The 22,284-nt window shown below is 43.1% G+C and carries 15 protein-coding genes and 1 pseudogene; 14 read left to right on the top strand and 2 right to left on the bottom strand.

Annotation, left to right across the window (positions count from 1 at the left end):
• Window positions 1-96: 96 nt before the first annotated feature.
• From F597_RS0114475 to F597_RS0114500, 6 genes are all read left to right on the top strand, one after another.
• Window positions 97-969 (top strand): electron transfer flavoprotein subunit beta/FixA family protein, encoded by an 873-nt coding sequence (locus F597_RS0114475; RefSeq protein WP_026327495.1) that lies wholly within the window; start codon window positions 97-99, stop codon window positions 967-969.
• 17 nt (window positions 970-986) lie between these two features.
• Window positions 987-2,012 (top strand): electron transfer flavoprotein subunit alpha/FixB family protein, encoded by a 1,026-nt coding sequence (locus F597_RS0114480; RefSeq protein WP_019540477.1) that lies wholly within the window; start codon window positions 987-989, stop codon window positions 2,010-2,012.
• A 30-nt stretch (window positions 2,013-2,042) separates the two neighbouring features.
• Entirely contained in the window at window positions 2,043-2,432 is a 390-nt protein-coding gene (locus F597_RS0114485) for a four helix bundle protein (RefSeq protein WP_019540478.1), read from the top strand.
• Between the two features lie 64 nt (window positions 2,433-2,496).
• Window positions 2,497-4,215 carry an acyl-CoA dehydrogenase family protein gene (locus tag F597_RS0114490; protein WP_019540479.1) on the top strand — a complete coding sequence of 573 codons (1,719 nt, stop codon included), beginning with the start codon at window positions 2,497-2,499 and terminating at the stop codon, window positions 4,213-4,215.
• A gap of 295 nt (window positions 4,216-4,510) precedes the next feature.
• Window positions 4,511-5,962, top strand: coding sequence for a vWA domain-containing protein (locus F597_RS0114495; protein WP_019540480.1), 1,452 nt, complete (start codon window positions 4,511-4,513; stop codon window positions 5,960-5,962).
• Between the two features lie 25 nt (window positions 5,963-5,987).
• Window positions 5,988-6,980, top strand: a complete 993-nt coding sequence (locus F597_RS0114500) for a PstS family phosphate ABC transporter substrate-binding protein (RefSeq protein ID WP_026327496.1) — start codon at window positions 5,988-5,990, stop codon at window positions 6,978-6,980.
• On the opposite strand, the gene F597_RS0114505 is transcribed toward F597_RS0114500, so the two are convergent.
• Window positions 6,973-8,853 carry an AMP-dependent synthetase/ligase gene (locus F597_RS0114505; protein ID WP_019540482.1) on the bottom strand — a complete coding sequence of 627 codons (1,881 nt, stop codon included), beginning with the start codon at window positions 8,851-8,853 and terminating at the stop codon, window positions 6,973-6,975. The two genes, F597_RS0114500 and F597_RS0114505, sit on opposite strands and share 8 nt — an antisense overlap.
• A 256-nt stretch (window positions 8,854-9,109) precedes the next feature.
• A complete protein-coding gene (locus F597_RS0114510; protein ID WP_019540483.1) occupies window positions 9,110-10,270 on the bottom strand; it encodes a DNA-binding transcriptional regulator in 1,161 nt (386 codons plus the stop codon).
• Between the two features lie 203 nt (window positions 10,271-10,473).
• Here F597_RS0114510 and F597_RS0114515 point away from each other — a divergent pair, with 203 nt between their 5' ends.
• From F597_RS0114515 to F597_RS22710, 8 genes and pseudogenes are all read left to right on the top strand, one after another.
• Complete coding sequence (locus F597_RS0114515) at window positions 10,474-13,542, top strand: SusC/RagA family TonB-linked outer membrane protein (protein ID WP_044060355.1); 3,069 nt, start codon at window positions 10,474-10,476, stop codon at window positions 13,540-13,542.
• An 11-nt stretch (window positions 13,543-13,553) separates the two neighbouring features.
• Entirely contained in the window at window positions 13,554-15,101 is a 1,548-nt protein-coding gene (locus tag F597_RS0114520) for a SusD/RagB family nutrient-binding outer membrane lipoprotein (RefSeq protein WP_026327497.1), read from the top strand.
• 78 nt (window positions 15,102-15,179) lie between these two features.
• Entirely contained in the window at window positions 15,180-15,947 is a 768-nt protein-coding gene (locus tag F597_RS0114525) for a glucosamine-6-phosphate deaminase (RefSeq protein WP_019540486.1), read from the top strand.
• On the top strand, window positions 15,947-17,983 hold the full coding sequence (locus tag F597_RS21730) for an alpha/beta hydrolase family protein (protein ID WP_019540487.1): 2,037 nt from the start codon (window positions 15,947-15,949) through the stop codon (window positions 17,981-17,983). Before F597_RS0114525 ends, F597_RS21730 begins: the two co-directional genes overlap by 1 nt.
• Window positions 17,984-17,999: 16 nt before the next feature.
• Window positions 18,000-19,445, top strand: a complete 1,446-nt coding sequence (locus F597_RS0114535; RefSeq protein WP_019540488.1) for a Gfo/Idh/MocA family oxidoreductase — start codon at window positions 18,000-18,002, stop codon at window positions 19,443-19,445.
• Window positions 19,446-19,526: 81 nt separating this feature from the next.
• Complete coding sequence (locus F597_RS0114540) at window positions 19,527-20,849, top strand: sugar MFS transporter (RefSeq protein ID WP_019540489.1); 1,323 nt, start codon at window positions 19,527-19,529, stop codon at window positions 20,847-20,849.
• Between the two features lies 1 nt (window position 20,850).
• On the top strand, window positions 20,851-22,038 hold the full coding sequence (gene nagA / locus F597_RS0114545; protein WP_019540490.1) for an N-acetylglucosamine-6-phosphate deacetylase: 1,188 nt from the start codon (window positions 20,851-20,853) through the stop codon (window positions 22,036-22,038).
• A 39-nt stretch (window positions 22,039-22,077) separates the two neighbouring features.
• Window positions 22,078-22,284, top strand: a pseudogene (locus tag F597_RS22710) (hypothetical protein); the annotation flags it as partial.

Consider the following 22,284-nt stretch of genomic DNA (forward strand, 5'->3'; position numbering starts at 1 on the left):
AGCTCAAACAAGTTTGGCTTATCTCTCGGCTTTCACTATATTTGTAGCTTTTAAAATATTTAAAACATCTATAAGAGATAAGCTAATCTAATGAGTATGACATTTAACATTATTGTGTTGGCTAAGCAGGTTCCCGATACACGGAATGTGGGGAAGGATGCGATGAAAGCCGACGGAACTGTAAACAGGGCGGCACTGCCCGCCATCTTTAATCCGGAGGATTTGAATGCGATGGAGCAGGCGTTGGGTATTAAGGACCGCTTTCCCGGTTCGAAGATCACGGTACTGACTATGGGGCCGGGACGTGCTGCAGAGATTTTACGTGAAGGATTATTCCGCGGAGCAGATGATGGAGTGTTGTTAACCGACAGGGCGTTTGCCGGCGCAGATACATTGGCTACCTCATACGCATTGTCGATGGCGATCCGTAAGCTCGGGAAGTTCGACATTATTGTATCAGGGCGTCAGGCTATTGACGGAGATACTGCACAGGTTGGGCCTCAGGTGGCTGAAAAGTTGGGAATTCCTCAAATCACCTATGCCGAGAATGTTGAAAAGATCGAAAACGGAACAATAACCATTAAGCGCCGTTTGGAAAACGGAGTGGAAGTAGTGGAATGTCCCCTTCCTGTAGTCGTTACGGTAAATGGTTCTGCCCGAGCATGCCGTCCCCGTAATGCGAAACTGTTGTTAAAGTATAAACATGCCAGGACCATAACTGAGCGTCAGGCTGAGAATATCGACTACATAGATATCTATAGTAGCCGTCCCTATCTGAACCTAACCGAATGGAGCGTGGACGATGTGGAAGCTGACAAGGTGCAGTGCGGGCTCTCCGGTTCCCCTACTAAAGTGAAAAAGATAGAGAATGTGGTGTTTCAGGCCAAAGAGAGTCGGCATCTTACCGACGACGACGTCGATATTGAAGAGCTGATGAAAGAACTGATAGATAGTCACACGATTGGATAACACAAGGAAGAAACAAAATGAACAACTTATTTGTATATTTAGAGATCGAGGAGGGGATAGTGGCCGACGTGAGCCTGGAACTACTGACCAAAGGACGCTCGCTTGCCGGCCAGTTGGGTTGTAAACTCGAAGCTATTGCCGCCGGTGCCGTTGCCGACCTTGAAAAGATCGAAGGGCAGGTATTCCCATATGGCGTAGATGTGCTGTATCTTTTCAAAGATGATCGCCTGTCGCCATACACTACACTTCCGCATACTTCCATCCTGGCGGAACTTTTCAGAAAAGAGCAACCGCAGATATGCCTGATGGGGGCTACAATTATCGGTCGTGATCTGGGACCGCGTGTGTCATCTCTTCTGGGCAGTGGGCTTACGGCAGATTGTACCTCACTCGAAATAGGCGACCACGAGGATAGAAAAGCAGGTAAGACCTACAAAAATCTGCTCTACCAGATACGTCCCGCCTTTGGTGGTAATATCGTGGCGTGGATCATCAATCCCGATTGCCGTCCGCAGATGGCTACTGTACGTGAAGGGGTGATGAAGAAAGAGATCTTCGATCCTTATTATAAAGGTGAAACTGTGGAGCACAATGTGGCTGACTACGTAAAAGAAGAAGATTTTGTGGTTACCATTATCGACCGCCATATTGAAAAGTCGAAAGTGAATATCAAGAATTCACCTATTATCGTTTCCGGAGGATATGGTGTGGGATCGAAAGAGAACTTCCAGTTGCTCTATCAACTCGCCGACGTACTGGGAGCTGAAGTGGGCGCCTCTCGTGCGGCAGTCGATGCCGGTTTCGCGGAACATGAACGCCAGGTGGGACAAACAGGAGTTACCGTCCGTCCCAAGGTCTATATAGCCTGTGGTATATCGGGGCAGATACAACACATCGCCGGTATGCAGGACAGTTCTATCATCATTTCTATTAACAACGATCCCAACGCACCTATCAACTCCATCGCCGATTATGTGATCACCGGTGAAATAGAGAGAGTGATTCCGAAGATGATTAAGTATTATAAGAAGAATTCGAAATGATTTATAGAACTTAGAATCTGGAATTTGAGAATGAAAAGTGCAGAGGTATTATCATTTCAATCGCTTATTGTTTGGCAGAAAGGTCATCAATTTGTTTTGGATATCTATCGAATAACAAGAAGATTTCCAAAAGATGAAAGATTTGGTATTGTCTCGCAAATGAGAAGAGCTGCGATCTCTATTACTGCAAATATTGCAGAAGGTTATCGTAAATTTGGAAAGAAAGATAAGCTAAGGTTCTTCAATATATCTCAAGGATCATTAGCAGAGATTTATAATTATCTTATTCTAGCTAAAGACTTACAATATATTTCGCAGAATGACTACGATTTATTTCAAGTTCAATTGATTGAGTTGGATAAACTTTTAAGGGCTTATTGCGCCAAAATATCCAAGGATATTCAACCTTCTAATTTCTAATTTCCCAGTTCCCAGTTCTAATTTCACAAAAAAACAAACAACTAACAACATACCTAAAAACGAAATGGCAAACTTTTATACAGATACACTGCAATTCCGTCATTATCTTCAGCACCCGCTGATGAAACGTATTGTGGAATTGAAAGAGAGAAACTACGCAGACCGTGAGACATACGACTACGCTCCGATAGATTTTGAGGATGCAATGGACAGCTATGATAAAGTGCTGGAAGTGGTGGGAGAGATCTGCGGCGATATCATTGAACCGAATGCAGAAAAAGTAGATCATACCGGGCCGACGGTAAATGATGGACGTGTTATCTATGCTGCACCCACCCAGGAAAATCTCGATGCACTCAACAAAGCGGAATTGATGGGTATGGGTCTTGCCCGTAAATATGGCGGACTCAACTTTCCGATGGTGCCCTATATGATGAGCGCCGATATTGTCAGCCGTGCTGATGCCAGCTTTCAGAACATCTGGATGCTGCAGGATTGCGGTGAAACCATCTACGAATTCGCCGATGAAAAGCAGAGAGAGAAATATTTGCCGCGCATTGTGAAGGGTGAGACTATGTCGATGGATCTTACTGAACCCGATGCCGGATCTGACCTGCAGGCAGTCATGCTGAAAGCAACCTATAACGAGAAAGAGGATCAGTGGTATCTGAACGGTGTGAAACGTTTCATCACCAATGGCGATGCTGATATTCACCTAGTGCTGGCTCGTTCGGAAGAAGGTACCAAAGATGCCCGTGGCTTGTCAATGTTCGTTTACGACAAGAAAAATGGCGGTGTGGATGTGCGCCGTATTGAAAACAAGATGGGGATCAAGGGAGCACCTACCTGCGAACTGGTATTCAAGAATGCAAAGGCAGAGCTGGTTGGATCACGCCGGATGGGACTGATCAAATATGTGATGTCGCTGATGAACGGTGCTCGCCTGGGAATTATGGCCCAGTCGGTAGGTATTTCGGAAGCAGCTACCCGCGAAGCTTACAACTATGCTATTGAGCGTCGTCAGTTCGGTAAAGCCATTATCGAGTTCCCGCCGGTGTATGAAATGCTGGCCAATATGCGTGCCAAAACCGATGCGTCGCGTGCTTTGCTGTATGAAACCTGCCGTTTTGTGGATATGTACAAAACGCTGGAAGATATCAGCCGTGAACGTAAACTGACTCCCGAAGAGCGGAACGAGATGAAGCATTTCTCCCGTCTGGCCGATGCTTTCACTCCGCTTGGAAAAGGAATGAGCAGCGAGTATGCTAATCAGAATGCTTATGATTCTATTCAGATCCACGGCGGTTCGGGATATATGAAAGATTACAAATGTGAGCGTCTTTATCGCGATGCACGTATCACCAACATCTATGAAGGTACGACCCAGTTACAGGTGGTAGCTGCTATCCGCCACGTCACAACCGGCACCTATCTGCAGCAGATCAAGGAATATGCCGCGATGCCGGTCGTGCCTGAATTGGAACCGTTGAAGCGTGTTCTGGCGGATATGGCGGAAATGTATGAGAAACTGATAGAAGTGGTTACTTCACCCAAAGATGAGGATTACCTCGATTTTCATGCCCGCAGGCTTGTGGAAAGTGCCGGACATATCATCATGGGACACCTTCTCTTGCAGGATGCCAATAAAGATCAGGAACTTTTCCGTCGCAGTGCTGAAGTCTATATCCATTACGGTCGTATAGAAGTAGTGAAGAATTACAACTTCGTTACCAAGTCGCGTATTGACGATTTGGGTTATTACAAACCGGTCTTCAGCGAGTAGAGATTTGCTGTTTTCAGATATTTGAGAGGCGGAGGAATTAATTTTCTTCCGCTTTTTTAATTATAGGATTCGGTAAGTTTTTGCTTAATACTTTCATGATAAGTAATTAAACTATGTATTATTAATATTTTAGGGATAATCAAATAGTTATGAGTGATTCTTTGAAAAGTACATGACCGTTATATTAAATAAGTGTAATTGCAATGAATTAATTTAATTTTTATGCAACATTTTTGTTAAAATTTCATCTATATAAATAAAGGTGAAGATATTTAATAACCGAATAAAAAATCATATGAAAACAATCACTCATTTTTTTGCGCTTTTTATACTGGTTTTCTTTGTTTCGTGTCAGACGGGAGAAGACGACATTTATCTCGGCGGGGATTTGGGCGAAATATCGGGTACATATAACGAGAAGTACAAGGATTATGATGAAAATCCGTTTTTGAAAGTAAACGAATTTCCGAAATCTACATTTTCTATTGACGCCGACGGTGCATCTTATGCCAATATGCGCCGTTTTGTATATCTCGGACAAAAGCCGCCCAAAGCATCAGTTCGAACGGAAGAATATGTCAATTATTTTACGTACGATTATCCTGAACCGGAATCAGGCGAAAATGTTTCATTAAGTTCCGATATTGTTACCTGTCCGTGGAACGAAGAGCATCATATTTTACGGTTGGGCATGAAAGGAAAAACTATTCCCAAAGATCAGTTGTCCCCTTCAAATTACGTGTTTCTGATCGATGTGTCCGGTTCCATGAACTCTCCCGATAAACTGGGTATTCTTAAAAAAGGTTTCAAGCAGTTAGTAGACGAATTGAATCCGGAGGACCGGATCGCTATCGTTACCTATGCCGGGCAGGTAGGTGTGTTGCTGCCATCTACAAACGCATCGGAAAAGGATAAGATAAAAAATGCGATCGATAAGTTAGGCGCCGGAGGTTCAACAGCTGGTGCGGCGGGAATTACAACGGCATACGAAATCGCGCAGGAAAATTTCATTCAGGATGGGAATAACCGGATTATACTGGGAACCGACGGTGATTTCAATGTGGGTGTTTCTTCCACAGACGATTTGGTGAAACTGATAGAGAAAAAGCGGAAAAGTGGTATTTACCTCACGGTGTTGGGCGTGGGCGGAGGCAATCTCAACGACCACATGATGGAACAAATTGCCAATAAAGGGAACGGCAATTATGAGTATATTGATAACGCATCGCAGATACAGAAAGTGTTTGTGTATGAGAAATCGAAGTTCCATACCGTGGCAAAAGATGCTAAAATACAGATTACGTTCAATCCCGATATGGTGGATGCTTATCGATTGATTGGCTATGAAAATCGTAAATTGGATGATGAAGATTTTGAGGACGACGAAAAAGATGCCGGCGAAATAGGCGCTACGCAGACCATTACGGCGTTGTATGAAGTAGTATTGAAGAGCACGGATGCTTCGGCCGAATACGCCAATTTTGATTTCCGTTATAAATTTCCGGACAGTGATAACAGCCGGATACTGAATCTTTCCATTAAAAATAGACCGGTTGGCATCACTGCCGGTTCGGCTGAAACGCGTTTTGCGGTATCGGTTGCCGGATTTGGCTTGATTCTGCGGGAATCGGAATACAAAGGTTCGCTCGATCTGAAAATGGTAAAAGAGCTTGCCGGTTCTTCCCTTTCTTTTGATCCGAACGGATACCGGAAAGAGTTTGTGGAACTGATCGGGAAGATAAATTGAGGAAACATTTAACAAGTGGATAAAAATGAACAGATTTTCTTTAATTACAGTTTTAGCTTTGTCCGTATTATGTATTTGCACCGGTTGCGATAGAGAAATAAATACAGAATCACCTTATATTGAAGGATTGACGATTGACAATTATCCTATAATAGACGGCTCTACATCAACGCTTCCATTAAACACGGTGATTGCCTGTGAATTAATGGGGCTTAATTATCAATGGCAGGAAAATAAGAAAGATAATGCGTCTAAAACGTGGAGTATTGAGCCACGGATTAAAGGTAACCTGAGAAAAAAATTTGATAGAGTAGTCAGAAGCTCCCAGACACACAATTCCTATATCAATCTGATCAACAGAGAGGCGGATATTGTGCTAACGGCACGGACAATGTCTCCCGATGAAAAAAAGTACGCCGAAGCCCGGGGAGTTTCTTTAATTGAAACTCCAATCGCTCTTGACGCTTTCATTTTTATTGTTAATCCTCAGAATCCGGTAAAATCACTGACAACCGAAGAAATACAAAATATTTATACAGGCAAAGTAACTGATTGGAGAGAACTTGGTTGGTTGCCCGCCACTCACGAAGCGTATCCACTACCAATATATCCATACGTAAGGAATCCCAATTCGGGGAGTCAGGAATTAATGGATTTATTTGTGATGAAAGACCTGGAATATTTTGCAGGACTTCCGGTTTATGAAGAACGTCTCGTTTTTACCATGGCGGGGATGCTTGACCGGGTCGCAGGTAATTCTCTGGCAATAGGCTACACGGTGTATTACTATAATGAGCAGATTATAAGACCAGGCGAATGGTTAAATACTATTGGCGTAGACGGAGTTCATCCCAACCAACAAACCATCAGTGACCGTTCATACCCTTATGCAGCCGAAGTGTATGCCGTTATTCGTTCCGATACGGACACATCCTCAATCACGTATAAGGTTTATAAGTGGCTTCAGACAGAAGCCGGGAAGCAAGCAATCAGCAAAAGCGGATATTTGCTTAATTAAGTAATATTTTCCTTAGCGCTTCCAGGTTCTCCGTAGACGTAGCCAGTTTACCTTCGGGGGTATAAAGTGATGCTATCTTCGAGGCATACGTTTCATATACCTTGTGCTTCACGATCTTCATGGTGGAGTTCACCAGTCCATTCTTTTCGGAGAAAGGTTCTTCTATAATGGCAAACGCTGAAGGGATCCACCGGTGGGGGAACAGTCCATCGTGCTTTCCCCCGCTCCTGTATTCGTTCAATGCTATTTCTATCAGAAGCGCCGCCTGTTCCGGACCGGCTTTCACTTTCTGCAACTCTGCCGCGTTCGGCACAATAAGTGCGGTCGTGTAGGGACTCTGATTATTGTAAAGCACGCACTGGTCGATAAAGGGAGATGTGGAGACGATGGACTCTTCGATCCCTTCAGGGGAGAATTTCTCGCCATCATCACTTATCAGTAGCGATTTTGTGCGTCCGAGTACAAAGAGATAGCCATCCTCATCGATATATCCCATATCGCCTGTCCTGAGCCACCCGTCCATAATCGTCTCCGCTGTTGCCTGTGGATTTTTCCAGTATCCTTTCATTACATTTCCACCACGAATGATGATCTCCCCCTTTTCGCCTGTCGGCACTTCATTGAGGTTGTCATTCACAATCTTGATATCCATACGGGGAACCGGTTTTCCGGAGGATCCCAGCTTGTGTGCGTGTGGACTGTTTGCCGAAATAATGGGTGTGGCTTCCGATAATCCATATCCCTGGTACATGGGAATACCGATGGCGTAAAAGAATCGCTGTAATTCAATGTCTAAGAGCGCTCCTCCGCCAATGAAAAACTTCATATTGCTGGCGAATGATTGCCGTATCCTGGAGAAGATCAGTTTATCGTAAATAGGGAGTATCAAACGTCCTCGTCCTCCCTTGTTATGTCCTTCCTTATTGTAGGTGTAAGCGGTTTTGAGTGCTCTCCTGAACAATGAAGAAGTGAATTTTCCTTTTTTCTCTATCTCCGTCTCTATACTTTTCCTGAAATTGGAAGCAAGTGCGGGAACGCTCATTAGTATATGCGGGTTAATGGCTTTAATACTTTTAGGTACATTACGCAGGATCTCCATAGGTGTTTTCCCCATTGCGACGGATGCAATGGATGCCCCGCATTTCATGAAGGTATAGATTCCGGCTGTATGGCCGAAGGAGTGATCCCAGGGTAATATCAGGAGCGTACAGTAATGTGAGGGGATGCCGTTGAGGATATCCACCGCCTGCTCGGCATTACATACATAATTGCCATGGGTAAGCATGATCCCTTTCGGATTGGCGGTTGTACCTGACGTATAGGATATGTTGGCCAGTGAATCGGACTTTACTGTATCCATCCGCTCTTTTAAAGCTGACGGATTGGTTTCGAGAAGTCTTTTTCCCGCTTCTATCAATGATTCGAACGACTGTTCGTCATTTTCAGGGTGATCTTCCGGATCCAGTAATATGTAATGCCTCACAGTAGAGAACAGTCCCTTCATCGGACGCAGTTTTGCAATCTGCTGATCCGAGGCAAGTACAGCTACACATCCGGAATGATTGATCCGGAAACTCAGATCCTGTTCGGTCTGGAGTTTTACAGACAAAGGCACGCTGACTGCCCCGGCATGGAGAATACCCAATTCACCGACCACCCAGTTGTTCTTTCCTTCGGAAATAAGGGCTATACGATCACCTTCTCTAATCCCCAATGCCATGAGGCCCGCTGCGAACTGCATGGATTTTTCTTGTACTTGTTTGTAGGTTAGAAAAGTATATTGAGTGCCCTTTCTTGCTTCGTGCAGATAGGGCCGGTCGCCGTATTTTTCTACGGCTTCTTTCAATAAATCCAAAATGGTACTGTTTTCCATATGATTATATTTTACAAAAAAGTCTGAAGTCTGTTGATAGAGCCAGGATTATTAAAATCAAGCGTCATCCCCTCGAATGGTATGTCCGGTATATTCCCGATTTATTTTGAGAAGATGCTTAAATTGCGTTTGCGGATGCAAATATACTATTTTTTTCTACATGGGAAATTTTCATTGACAGCGCTTTGCCTGTATGAAAATTAATACGGGTGACCTAATAAAATGGCATATCAATTTAATTTTATGGATAGATTGACTATTTATCGACCTTCGAGAATTTTTTGCGGAAATTCAACGGTGTATAGCCGGTATTTTTTTTAAAGATCCTATAAGCGTTTCTTACGTCATTAAATCCAGCCTCAATAGCGATATCCAGCAAACTTTCCCGGGTTGTCAATAATTTATAAGAGAGATGTTCTGTTTTCTTTTCCAATATGAATTGGTAAAGGGTGATACCCATCGCTTCCTTGAATTTCTTCTCAAGGTTTCTGCGGCCAAGCGGAACAATTTGCGTTAACTGGTCGATAGATATGTCAGAGATGAAATTTTTTTCAATATACTCTATTATCTGTATAATATACTTGTCTGAAATGTTATATTTTTCTGTAGATTGTCGTTCTTCAATGCGTATCGGCTTTTTAATGATCCTGAATGGGATATTTTTTTTATTCATGATCAATGTATGAAGTTTCTTGCCTGCCACGTATCCGATGTTTTCATCATCGGTTACTATAGAGGAGATGGACGGATAGGATAAGTTGCAGATAAGCTCGTCATTATCGACCCCAAGTAAGGATATTTCATGGGGAATATTGATGTTGTTTATCTTGCACATCTCTGCAACCTGGAGAGCAAAATAATCGTCGCAAGCAAACACAGCAACAGGTTTGGGAAGCGATGATAACCACTCATCCAATTCTATATGGCTTCGGCTCCATTGGCTGTTAGTCAGGTATTCCGATTCAAAATAATAATAGTTCCCTCCTAATTTTTCTACTTCGATGCGATATCCTTCAGCCCTTCCTTTGGACCAAAGGAAATTTTTATTGCCGTAGAAAGCAAAATTTTTAAATCTCTTCTTAGCAAAAAAATCAGCCGCCATCGCACCCACTTCCATATAATCGCCTGATATTTTAGAGAACCAATCGGCATCGTCTTCGTAATTTTGAAGGAATACAGGGATATCCAGGTCTTCCAGAAATTTGATCTCATGGTATTCCCATTGGACAATGACTGCATCGATACCCCATTCCCTGATCCGTTCCACAATTCCGGCTTCTCCATACAACATTTTATAATACATGGGTAACCGGTAAAATATCCAGGGGCCGTTTTCATGTGCATAACGGATCAGGCCGGTCAGAAAACGACGGCTGAACTCAGTGGCAGAATCTATAAGAACAAGTATTTTGATCATTGTTTATCTATGGGGGCCCTGACCATCTCCAAACATGTAGTTATCTTATCGTCTAACAATACAAATGGTATAATGTTCTATAATAGGTATTTTTTTTACAAATATATTCGCAATGTGTCACTTGTTTTTCGTTAATTATCTTATAGGATATTAAATTCGGACTCTATCTTTGTGAATGCAATAACAAATTTAAATACATACCTATGGAACGAATAATTCGGAAATTGTTTTTGATAAGTACATGCCTCTTATTGTTGTCAATCCCTGTTTACAGCCAAAACACATCTGTCAGACAGGGAATTGTTATCGATAAGGTAACGAAAGAAACCTTACCGGGAGTCCAGGTAATAGTGAAAGGCACATCCAGAGGAGGAGTGACAGATGTGGACGGAGTTTTTGAAATTGAAGCAAATAATGATGATTATCTGGTTTTTAGTATGCTTGGTTATGAACCTGAGGAAATTTTTATAGGGAACGAAACATCTTTCAATATTGAATTGGCTCCTACCACATACGACCTCGGAGAGGTGGTAATTACCGCATTGGGTATTGAACGGAAAACCCGGACGCTGTCCTATTCGACCCAACAAATAGAAGGTTCAATAGGAGAAATAAAGGATAACAGCTCTAACATCTTAAGCAGTTTATCGGGGAAAATATCGGGAGCAGTAGTATCTACCGCTGCAACGGGGCCGGGTGCTGCGGCACGTGTTGTACTCAGAGGAAACCGATCCATCAGTGGAAATAATACAGCGCTGATTGTAATTGATGGTGTTCCATATGATAATACATCCTATGAACAGGCTACGGGTACTACTTACAATTATGGAGGAAGTGACGGTGCTGTGAATATCAACCCTGATGATGTTGCCTCCATCAATGTACTGAAAGGCCCTTCAGCCGCAGCATTGTATGGTAGCAGGGCTGCAAACGGAGCTATTATCATCACAACAAAACAGGGTAAAGAAGGCAGATTGAAGATAGACTTCAATAGCGGTGTATCCGTAGATAAGCCTCATTTATTAATCAATTTTCAGGATACGTACGGCAGAGGTAACGGAGGTGTTGCGGCCGAAGGGGTAGGGGAAAGCTGGGGAGCCGCCGCCCAAACCTATCCGACCAATGTGAAGAATTTTTTTGAAACCGCTTATTCCTTTAATAATACGGTGAGCTTGTATGGCGGGACAGATATGATGCAGGGATTTGCTTCCTATACCAATAACTCTGTGGAAGGTATGATACCCGGCAATAAATTGGAGAGGAATACAATGAACGTGAGAATAAATACTCAGTTTCACTCTAAACTCACAACCGATGCCAAGATTACATACGTGAATCAAAAAGTGAAGAACCGTCCCCGTCTGGGAGATGCGGGAACACCCATAGAGGCCTATATCATGCCGAGGGATATGAGCGAAGAGGAGTTGAAAGACTATGAAACCATCAATCCGAATAACGGGCAACCGGTAAGAAAATATTGGACTACCTCTTCCATCTATGATAATCCATACTGGAGTACTAACAGGACGTCAGTAAATGAGGAGCGCAACCGTGTGACATTATTGGGTTCTGCCAAATATCAGCTGCTGGACTGGTTAAGCATAATGGGACGGGTGAGTTATGACCGGTATGATGATAAGATTGACGGTTCTTTTTATGATGGAACAGTTTCGTTGGGTGATGTGAAAACAGGTGGAAAATATTATGAAACAAATTCTCAATACTGGGAGAGGAACTTCGATTTACTTCTGTCGGGAGAGAATTTTATTACAGAGAATATAAGTCTTACTTATAATTTGGGTACCAGTTTCTTAAAAAGAAATTATGCCACAGTGACAAATATGGCCAATGGACTTTCTATCCCAAACAAGTTCAGCCTGACTGCGGCAACTACTCCGGCTTTTGACAATGTAGGAGGGTATACCCGGGCTTTGAATTCCGTATATGGTAACCTGCAGGTGGGGTTTAAGTCATACTTATTCGTGGATGTGACCGGAAGAAACGACTGGTCATCTACGTTGCCTCCTCCCCATAGTTATTTTTATCCTTCCGTCGGCCTGTCTGCCATTCTATCTGATATGATCGATATGCCTTCCTGGGTTAGCTTTGGAAAAATAAGAGCCTCTTATACACAAGTGGGTAATGATCCCGATCCTTATTTGCTGAAACAAAGATTCCTTTTTGCTTTGGGTGCCGGACAGGGATTTATTTCACGGAATCAGACAAAATCAATTCAAGATCTGAAACCGGAAAAAACAAAATCGTACGAGGTTGGATTGGATTGGCGTTTCTTAAATGGCCGTTTAGGTCTCGATGCGACCTTATATAAGAGTAACACCATCAATCAGTTGCTGTATGTGGGATTGCCGATGGCCAGCGGATTTAACAGGCGGTATATCAATGCCGGGAATATTGAAAACAAAGGGCTGGAAATTCAATTGAATGCTACGCCCATTGAAACGAAAGACTTTAGCTGGAACACCGGTGTCAATTTTTCAAGGAATATCAATAAAGTGATTGAACTGGCGCCAAACACCACGCAGGTGAATATTACCGACAATACAAAATATGCTACGGTGATTGTCAGGGAAGGTAGCTCGTATGGCGATCTGTACGGATGGGCATGGAAGAAAGATGATGCAACAGGCAAATATGTCGTGGACGACAGAGGATTACCGGTCGTAGAGTCCAATCAAAAACTGGGAAATTTTAACCCTGATGCTATGTTGGGATGGAGTAACCGGTTAGGATATAAAAACTTTAAAGTCTCATTCCTGATCGATGCCCGTATCGGTGGAGAGATGGTTTCCGGAACAGATGCTTATCTTGCTGCCTATGGAGTTGCCGGTTACACGGAAAAATTCAGGGATGGGGGCCTGGTATTGGATGCGGTAAGGGCTGATGGTTCTGCCAATACTACCGCCATTACTTCCCAACAATTGTGGACCACTGTTTCCCAGAACGGACGTGACGCCTGGGGCGACTTCTTTGCGTATGATATGACCAATGTCCGTCTCAGGGAACTGTCAATTGGCTATGATTTTAAATTGAAAGAAACAGCTATCGTTGAATCAGCATCGTTCTCCATTACCGGAAGAAATCTGTTATTCTTCTATAGAGGAAAATCAATAATGAATGTTAACGGTATAGGAAAGAGAGATAATCCTACGGATCCCGATGCCTCTTTGGGTGCAGGAAATTATCAGGGAGTGGAATTGGGTTTGCCACCACTGTCAAGATCAATCGGGTTTAATCTTATGTTAACTTTTTAATAATTAGAACAATGAAACAATATATTTACTGTTATGTAATGTCTCTCATATTATTGGTAAGCTGTACGGGAGACTTTGAGAAAATGAATACTGATCCTAATAACCTGACGGAAGTAGGTGCACGTGAAATGCCGTTCATGTTTGCCAAAGCTCAATCGTCATCGGCTTTAAACCGCAGTTTTTATCAAACGGTCCAAAATTTGGGAGCAGACTTGTATGCCCAATATTTTGCACTGACAAGTACATCCTTCTCCACTGACCGCTATGTGCTTGTTCCCGACTGGCAACGGCGCTTCTGGACTGTTGTCTACGTTGATACGGCACCCCAGTTGCAAGCAATTAAGGAGAATGCCGAGCCCGGTTCCGGAGAAGCCGCTTTGGCCGATATTCTGTGGGTATATGCTTTCCATCGGTTAACCGACCATTTTGGCCCTGTTCCCTATTTTCAGGCTGCCGAACCGATTGAGGTAATTCCATATGATTCCCAGGATAAAATATATGATGATTTTTTTACTCGCCTGGAGTCGTCTGTGAATACATTGAAAGCACTGCCGGAAGGAACAACTGTATTCAAAGGTTATGAATTGATGTATGACGGGGATATTAATAAATGGATCGCTTTCGCCAATACATTGCGCCTCCGTTTGGCGTTACGCATATCGAAAGTAGATCCGGCCAGGGCTAAAACCGAAGCGGAGGCCGCTGTTGCGGCTGGTGTATTCTTGGATAATTCGCAAAATGCACTTCTGAAAAAGGCAGAACCGGGAAATGATACAAACGGCTTGTCACAGGTGGCAGCCTGGAATGAATTTGCAATGAGTTCTACCATAGCGTCCTATTTGAAAGGTTATGAAGATCCGCGTCTGGAGGTTTACTTCCAACCCAATGTGACGACCGGAACATATACCAGTGTAAGAAACGGGTTACCGGCAACCCTGTTGGGAAAACCGAGGAATACCCCTTCACAGAATTCTAATGTGGGAACTTATTGGGTGACACCCAAAAGTGATAAAACCTTTACTCCGAATCTTACAGCCCTGTTCCATGTGATGTGTGCGGCCGAAGCTTATTTCCTGAGAGCAGAAGGTGCTTTGAACGGATGGAATATGGATGGGGCAGCTGAAGAATTATATGATAAAGGTATCCGGACAAGTATGGAGCAGTGGGGTATCGGTTCGGATGATATCGCTGCGTATATCCAGTCAGACAAGCAACCTGTCGCCCCCGGTGATGATCAGGATTCTCCGGCTGTGGCATCCATACCCGTAAAATGGAGTAGTAATGTTGCCGAACAACGTCAGCAAATAGGTACGCAGAAGTGGTTGGCCATTTTTCCTGATGGTATGGAAGCCTGGGCAGAATTCAGGAGATCAGGATATCCCGTCATGTATCCGGTATATCAATCGGACAATCCGCTGCTGTCACAGGGTAGTTTTATCAAAAGATTGCCGTTCCCGTTAACAGAAGAGGCCAATAATAAAGCCGAACTGGAAAAAGGCAGGGCTCTTCTGGGCGGCCCCGATAATGTTGCAACCACTCTTTGGTGGAATGTGGACTAACCGGATAAGGCGATTGTCAACTTACAAGGAAGGAAGAAAGAAATAAACTATACAAATTGGTGCATAATTGATTTAGAAATGACAATTGAAATTAAACAATTCAAAAAAGAAAATCTTGCAGTTCGTATTTTTACGGATGAGACTTCTGCCGGAAAGGGTAGTGCGGATTTTGTCGCCCAACATTTGAATAACGCGATTCAGGCCAAAGGGTATGCCACTCTGATTCTGGCTACAGGCGCTTCACAATTTGCCTTTATTGAGGCTCTCAAAACGCTTCAGGTCGATTGGAGTAAAATTACCGTATTCCATCTGGATGAATACAAAGGTCTGCCTGAAACACATCCGGCCAGTTTCAGAAAATACCTGAAAGAAAGAATCCTCGATATTGTAAAACCATTTCAGGTGCATTATATAAATGGTGATGCAAAAGATATTGACCGGGAAATAGCCGGATATGAAGAGCTACTGAAAGCTGCCACTGTGGATGTTGCCTGTATCGGCATCGGGGAGAATGGACATATTGCCTTTAATGATCCTGAAGTAGCAGATTTTAATGATCCTGCGCTGGTGAAAATAGTCCAACTGGATGATATCTCACGCCGGCAGCAGTTGGGAGAGGGATGGTTCTCCACTCTTGAAGAGGTGCCGAAAGAGGCGATCAGCCTGACAATTCCCGCTATCATGCGTTGTAAAGTAATCAGTTGTATGGTGCCGGATAAGCGAAAAGCCAATGCCGTGTATAATACACTGAATGCTGAAATATCGACTGCATGCCCGGCGACGATCTTAAGAAGGCATCCTCATACAGTATTGTTTTTGGATAAAGACTCTGCCTCTCAGTTATAATGAAGTCAAAGCTGTTTGTTCTGCTGTTTATCGTTATATTCAGCAAAGGTATACGGGGACAAAATGATCTCCCGTATATCTTTACCGATAATAAAAATAACGATTTGATAAGCTTTTCTTTTAAGAGAGAAGCAGCAAAAGCTTATAATCTGTTACAGGTTCCACAAAGTAAGGATGAATGGAATACACGGAGAGAAAAGCTAAAGGAGGCTATTCTTGCACATGCGAGAGTTTCCTATAATCATGATTTGCCTTTAGAGTATAGTGAGACAGCTATATATAAAAAAGGAGAATTTCTTGTTAAAAATATTTTCTTTCAGACACGACCTGATCTGTTTGCTACGGCTAACTTATATATTCCCGAAGGAAAGGGTCCCTTTCCTGCTGTAGTTGTAGCAATGGGACATTCACGCAACGGGAAACTGTTTCATGAATATCAGGCATTAGGACAAACATTAGCCATGAATGGTTATGTAGCAATAGCTATTGATCCCTGGGGAGCCGGGGAGCGGACAACTGTTCATGGCGATTTTGAATACCATGGTGCTAATTTGGGGGCGTCTCTGTTAAATGTGGGAGAAACCCTGATGGGGCTCCAAATCACGGATAATATGAGGGCTGTTGATCTGCTCTCCTCTCTCCCTTTTGTGGATAGCAAAAATATTGGAGCAACAGGGGCGAGTGGGGGAGGTAATCAGGTAATGTGGCTTGCTGCAATGGATGAGCGCATCAAAGCGGTCGTTCCGGTGGTAAGTGTGGGAACCTTTCAGTCGTATATATTGAATAGTAATTGCATCTGTGAAGCATTGGACGGAGGATTGACTTTCACCGAAGAATCGGCTGTATTAGGTCTTATTGCACCCCGGGCACTGAAAATCTGTAACGGATTGAGAGATTCGAATGCGGCATTTCATCCACGGGAAATGTTGAGAAGTTTCAATGGAGCAAAGACTATATACCGGTTTTATGATGCTGAAGAGAATCTCTCTTATCAGATATTTGATACACCTCATGGTTATTTCCCTGAAATGAGGGAGACTATGCTCGGATGGTTTGATCTACACTTGAAAAATAAGGGTACGGATACGCCGAAAAAAGAAAAACCGTTTGCGCCATTGCCTGAATCTGAATTAATGGTTTTTCCCAAAGGGCAACGCCCGGAAGAGATTGTCTCTACCGCAGAGTACTGCTTTAATCAAGGATCACTTCTGAGAGCAAAGATGCTGTCGGATACCAGTATGAATATCCGGGAGAAAAAAGAGGAGTTAAAACGAATAGTAAGAATATCGGATAATTATGACCTGAAGAATGTTCACCAATTCTCAAATGTAAATAATTGGGAACGGTATGTGTTGGAAACAACAACCGGAGATCTTATCCCCTTGTTGCTATATTTCCCTAATAAGAGCAGCCGTGAATACGTCTTGTTTTCCCATTCAAAAGGAAAAGAATGGATTGATGCGGATTTGATTGATGAATTCATGACACGGGGAACCGGTATCTGTATCATAGATTTATGGGGTATCGGAGAGAATGACTCTCCTGAAGCTAAACATGTGGATGGCTTGTTGCCGGAGTTTCACACTTTATTCCGATCTGCATTGTGGTTGGACCAGACCATACAGGGAATCTGGATCAACCAATTGAATATTGTTCTGAATTGGCTTGCAAATTCAGATCGGGTAAAAGAAATCACTATTGATGCCGATAGAGAATTAGCCGTAGCAAGCGTATTATCGTCTGTCTTTGGCGACAAAGCTGATAAATTAATTCTCAGGGAGATGCCGTTGAGTTATTTATTTGATAAGTCAGGCGATATCAATTATTTTTCCATGGCCATTCATATTCCTGATTTTTTATGCTGGGGTGACATGTCGCTTGCTACTGCACTTTCCAGTAAAGATATTATCTTTATAGACCCTGTAACTATTTCCGGAAGAGAGTTAAGTGACAATGAAATTGAAGAGTTCAAAAGTGAATTGTATCATTTCAATTCATCTCCGGGAAAGCAGTTGAGAGTTCATTTTGTAAAATAAATAGATACATTACATTATGCAAATTAGTAGAAGAAATTTCCTTAAAGTAGCAGGAGTTGCCGGCGTATCTGCCATGATACCGGCCAGGATGGCGAGTTGTGGAATAACTTCTGAGGATCGGTCAGATAAGAAATTACAAAAAATATACGAAGAAGCGTATAAAAAACACGCTCAGAAGTTTAATATGTGCGGTTATGCCGCTCCTAAACTTGAAACGGTCAGAATTGGTTTTGTGGGCGTCGGGTCAAGGGGAAGTGCAGCCGTAGAAAGGATCAGCTACATTGAAGGGGTTAAGATTATGGCTATTTGTGATGTATTGCCCGAGCATGCACAGAAGGCAAAAGAACGTATTCAAACACCGGGACATCCGGCCATTATCTATTCGGATAAAGAGGATGCCTGGATGGAGATGTGCAGGCGGGAAGATATCGACCTTATATATGTAGGTACTCCCTGGGAACTACATGCCCCAATAGGAATCTACTCCATGAAACATGGTAAACATGTTGCATTGGAAATCCCGGCGGCAACCTCTGTAGAAGATTGTTGGAAACTGGTAGAGACCTCTGAGGATACCAAAAAACATTGTGTGATATTAGAGAACTGTTGCTATGATTTTTTTGAATTGCTTACCCTGAACCTGGCACGTAATGGTTTTTTTGGGGAGATAGTACATGCGGAAGGAGGATATATTCATGAAATAGGGGAAAGCTTGTTCTTCAGGGGGAAGCCCGGACGCAGCTGGCGATTAAAAGAAAATATGAGCAGGAACGGGAATCTCTATCCGACACATGGATTGGGACCTGTGGCGCAAATTATGAATATCAACCGTGGAAACCGGATGGAATATATGGTGTCGATGTCTTCTGATGACTTTTTAATGAATAAATATGCCAAAGAGTTGTCGCAAGAAGAAGATTACTTTAAACAATTCGAAGGAGCTACGTTCCGGGGAAACATGAATAATTCGATCATAAAAACGGTAAAAGGGCAAACAATCCTTATACAGCACGATATCACTACGCCCCGTCCCTATTCACGATTACACACCATAAGCGGAACCAAAGCAACAGCGCAGAAATATCCTCTTCCTCCCCGTCTCTCCATGGCTGAAGATCATAAAGAGTGGTTGTTTGAAGAGAAATTCAGGGAGATTGAAATGGAATATAATCCTCCCATCATTAAAAAAATGGAAGATATAGCCAAAGAGATCGGAGGACACGGCGGAATGGATTTTCTGATGGACTGGAGGTTGATTGATTGCTTAAGGAACGGATTGCCTGTGGATATGGATGTATATGATGCTGCTTCATGGAGTGTTATTGGTCCGTTAAGCGAATGGTCGGTAGCCAATCGTTCGGCACCGGTCGATATCCCCGATTTTACGAATGGAGCATGGAAAACAAACCGGCCTCATGATATCACTTTAACAGAGGGTGGGACAACGGGGGTTGTTATATAAAACATCTTGACCTGTCTTCGGATTTTTTCCGGTTTCCTGTGAATAGCAGAAAGTAAAACCAACAAGAATAATATTTCCTTGATGAACAAAAAAGTTTTTTATATCTCGATGGGTATTCTGGCCGTTATGTATTTTGTTTTCGGCCTGGTATCATGGGTGAATGCAATCCTTATTCCTTACTTCAAGATAGCTCTTGAACTGACACATTTTCAGTCATATTTCGTTACTTTTGCCTTTTATATCGCCTATTTTGTGATGGCAATTCCATCGGGATTGTTATTAAACAGAGTGGGGTATAAAAAAGGGATTATGTACGGATTCATATTCCTCTCATTGGGCGCCCTCATTTTTGTCCCGGCAGCTCTTATGCAGCAATATACGGTTTTCCTTATCGGGCTCTACTGCCTGGGCACAGGGCTTGCCATCCTTCAAACGGCAGCAAACCCTTATGTCACCATTATTGGACCGATAGATAGTGCCGCACAGAGAATGAGTGTGATGGGTATTTTCAACAAATCGGCCGGTATTATTGCTCCTTTACTTTTTGCAGCAGTGGTGTTTAAATCGACCGATAATACCACTTTTGCATTACTTGAAGCCGGTACGCTCTCTGAGACAGAGAAAAATATTATTCTACAGGAACTGATCCGAAGAGTAATTATGCCTTATTCCATCCTTGCCGTTCTTTTACTATTAGTAGGTATCAGTATAAGATATTCAGTGTTGCCGGAGATAGAAGAAAGAGAGAATGAAACGCAAGCCGGGAATGATACTTTAGCGCCGGTTGTAAATGGACCAAGGAAATCTCTTTTGGATTATCCCTATCTCATTTTTGGAGCTATCGCGATTTTCCTGCATGTGGGTACGCAAGTGGTGGCAATAGATACTATTATCAATTATGCGGGATCAATGGGGATCGGACTACTGGACGCCAAGTTTTTTCCATCCTATACGCTTATATGTACAATTATCGGATATATACTGGGCATCTTGCTTATTCCCCGGTTTGTTTCGCAAAAAACAGCCTTACAATTTTGTACCACACTTGGGCTGCTTCTTTCTTTGGGAGTAGTACTGGCCAATCATACCGTTTCGCTGTTCGGACATACCGGCAATATCTCCATATGGTTTTTAGCCTCGATAGGATTTCCTAACGCATTGATCTATGCCGGTATCTGGCCTTTATCGATTCACAATCTGGGCAAATTAACCAAGACGGGCTCTTCACTTTTGATTATGGGATTAAGTGGAAATGCTATCCTGCCACTGATTTATGGTGCGATAGGAGATCACCACGGTTTAAGGGCTGGGTATTGGGTGTTGATTCCCTGCTTCCTCTATTTGGTGTGGTTTGCTTTTCACGGGTATACGATTAATTATTGGAAAAGAGAAAAAAGAATATAAAATGAGAAGATTGATAATAGAAAAGGGCAAGGTCATTTTTCCCGATTATATAGCGGAAGATGTTTCGATAATCTGTGAAGAAGGAAAGATCAGGGATATCGTTCCTTCGTCAACAGTCGTTGTTGCCGACTCGGACGAATGGATTGATGCTTCGGGATTGTATGTTTCACCCGGATTCATTGATATTCACCTTCACGGCGGTGGGGGTCACGATTTTATGGATGGTACGGTAGAGGCTTTTCTGGGAGCTGCGGAATTACATGCCCGCTATGGTACTACCGCAATGGTACCTACCACCCTTACAAGTACAACTGAAGAGTTAATGAATACTTTCTCTGTATATCATGAAGCCATAAAAAGCAATAGGCGAGGTGCCGGATTTCTGGGACTTCATCTTGAAGGTCCCTATTTTTCATATAACCAGCGGGGAGTACAGGATCCTAAATATCTTCGTAATCCTGAACCGGAAGAGTATATGCATATACTGGCATCGTCGGAAGATATCGTCCGCTGGAGTCTGGCTCCTGAACTGCCGGGTGCATTGGAGCTGGGCCGGGAACTGGTGTCGAGAAATATTCTCGTGGCTGTAGCACATAGCGATGCGGTGTGTGAGGAGGTAGAGCTGGCGTTTCGGGAAGGTTTTTCCCATATTACCCATCTGTATTCGGGAATGTCTTCGGTGACACGCCGTCATGCTTTCCGGTACGCAGGAGTGGTAGAAGCAGCTTACCTTATTGATGATATGACGGTAGAGATTATTGCCGACGGTGTGCACCTTCCCCGTCCGCTGTTACAATTTGCTTATAAGTTTAAGGGAGCCGATAAGATTGCCCTCTGCACCGATGCAATGCGTGGAGCAGGTATGCCTGACGGAGAGTCTGTTTTAGGAAGCCTCAAAGAAGGTCAACGGGTGATTATCGAGGATGGTGTAGCTAAATTGCCCGATCGTTCGGCTTTCGCCGGTAGTGTGGCTACAGCCGACCGGTTGATACGAACTATGGTGAACATAGCTGAAGTACCATTGACCGACGCAGTAAAGATGATGACCCTGACACCCGCCCGCATTATGAAGATCGATAGCCGAAAAGGATCCATTGAACGTGGAAAAGATGCTGACCTGGTGATCTTCGATGAAAACATACAGGTGTCATATACCAATACTTCGGTAAATATTCAATTAACTAATTAAAATTCAATGATTTACATAACATAGTTTAACATAAAAAAGATGGTTAAGCAGCTGATTATCAGTATCTTTATAGCTGATCAAAGTCTATTAAAGATGGATAAAACCAGCATACTTAACCAATATAGAGGTATCTGCGGTGATGTTCTAATTGAACTAACCACGAAGTTAAACAAAAGTTTCAAATCATTCCTTATGGAGACGTTTATTTTGTATCTGGTCATTCCCGGCAGGATTAATTTCCTACAA

The organism is Proteiniphilum acetatigenes DSM 18083, assembly GCF_000380985.1.
Taxonomy (GTDB): domain Bacteria; phylum Bacteroidota; class Bacteroidia; order Bacteroidales; family Dysgonomonadaceae; genus Proteiniphilum; species Proteiniphilum acetatigenes.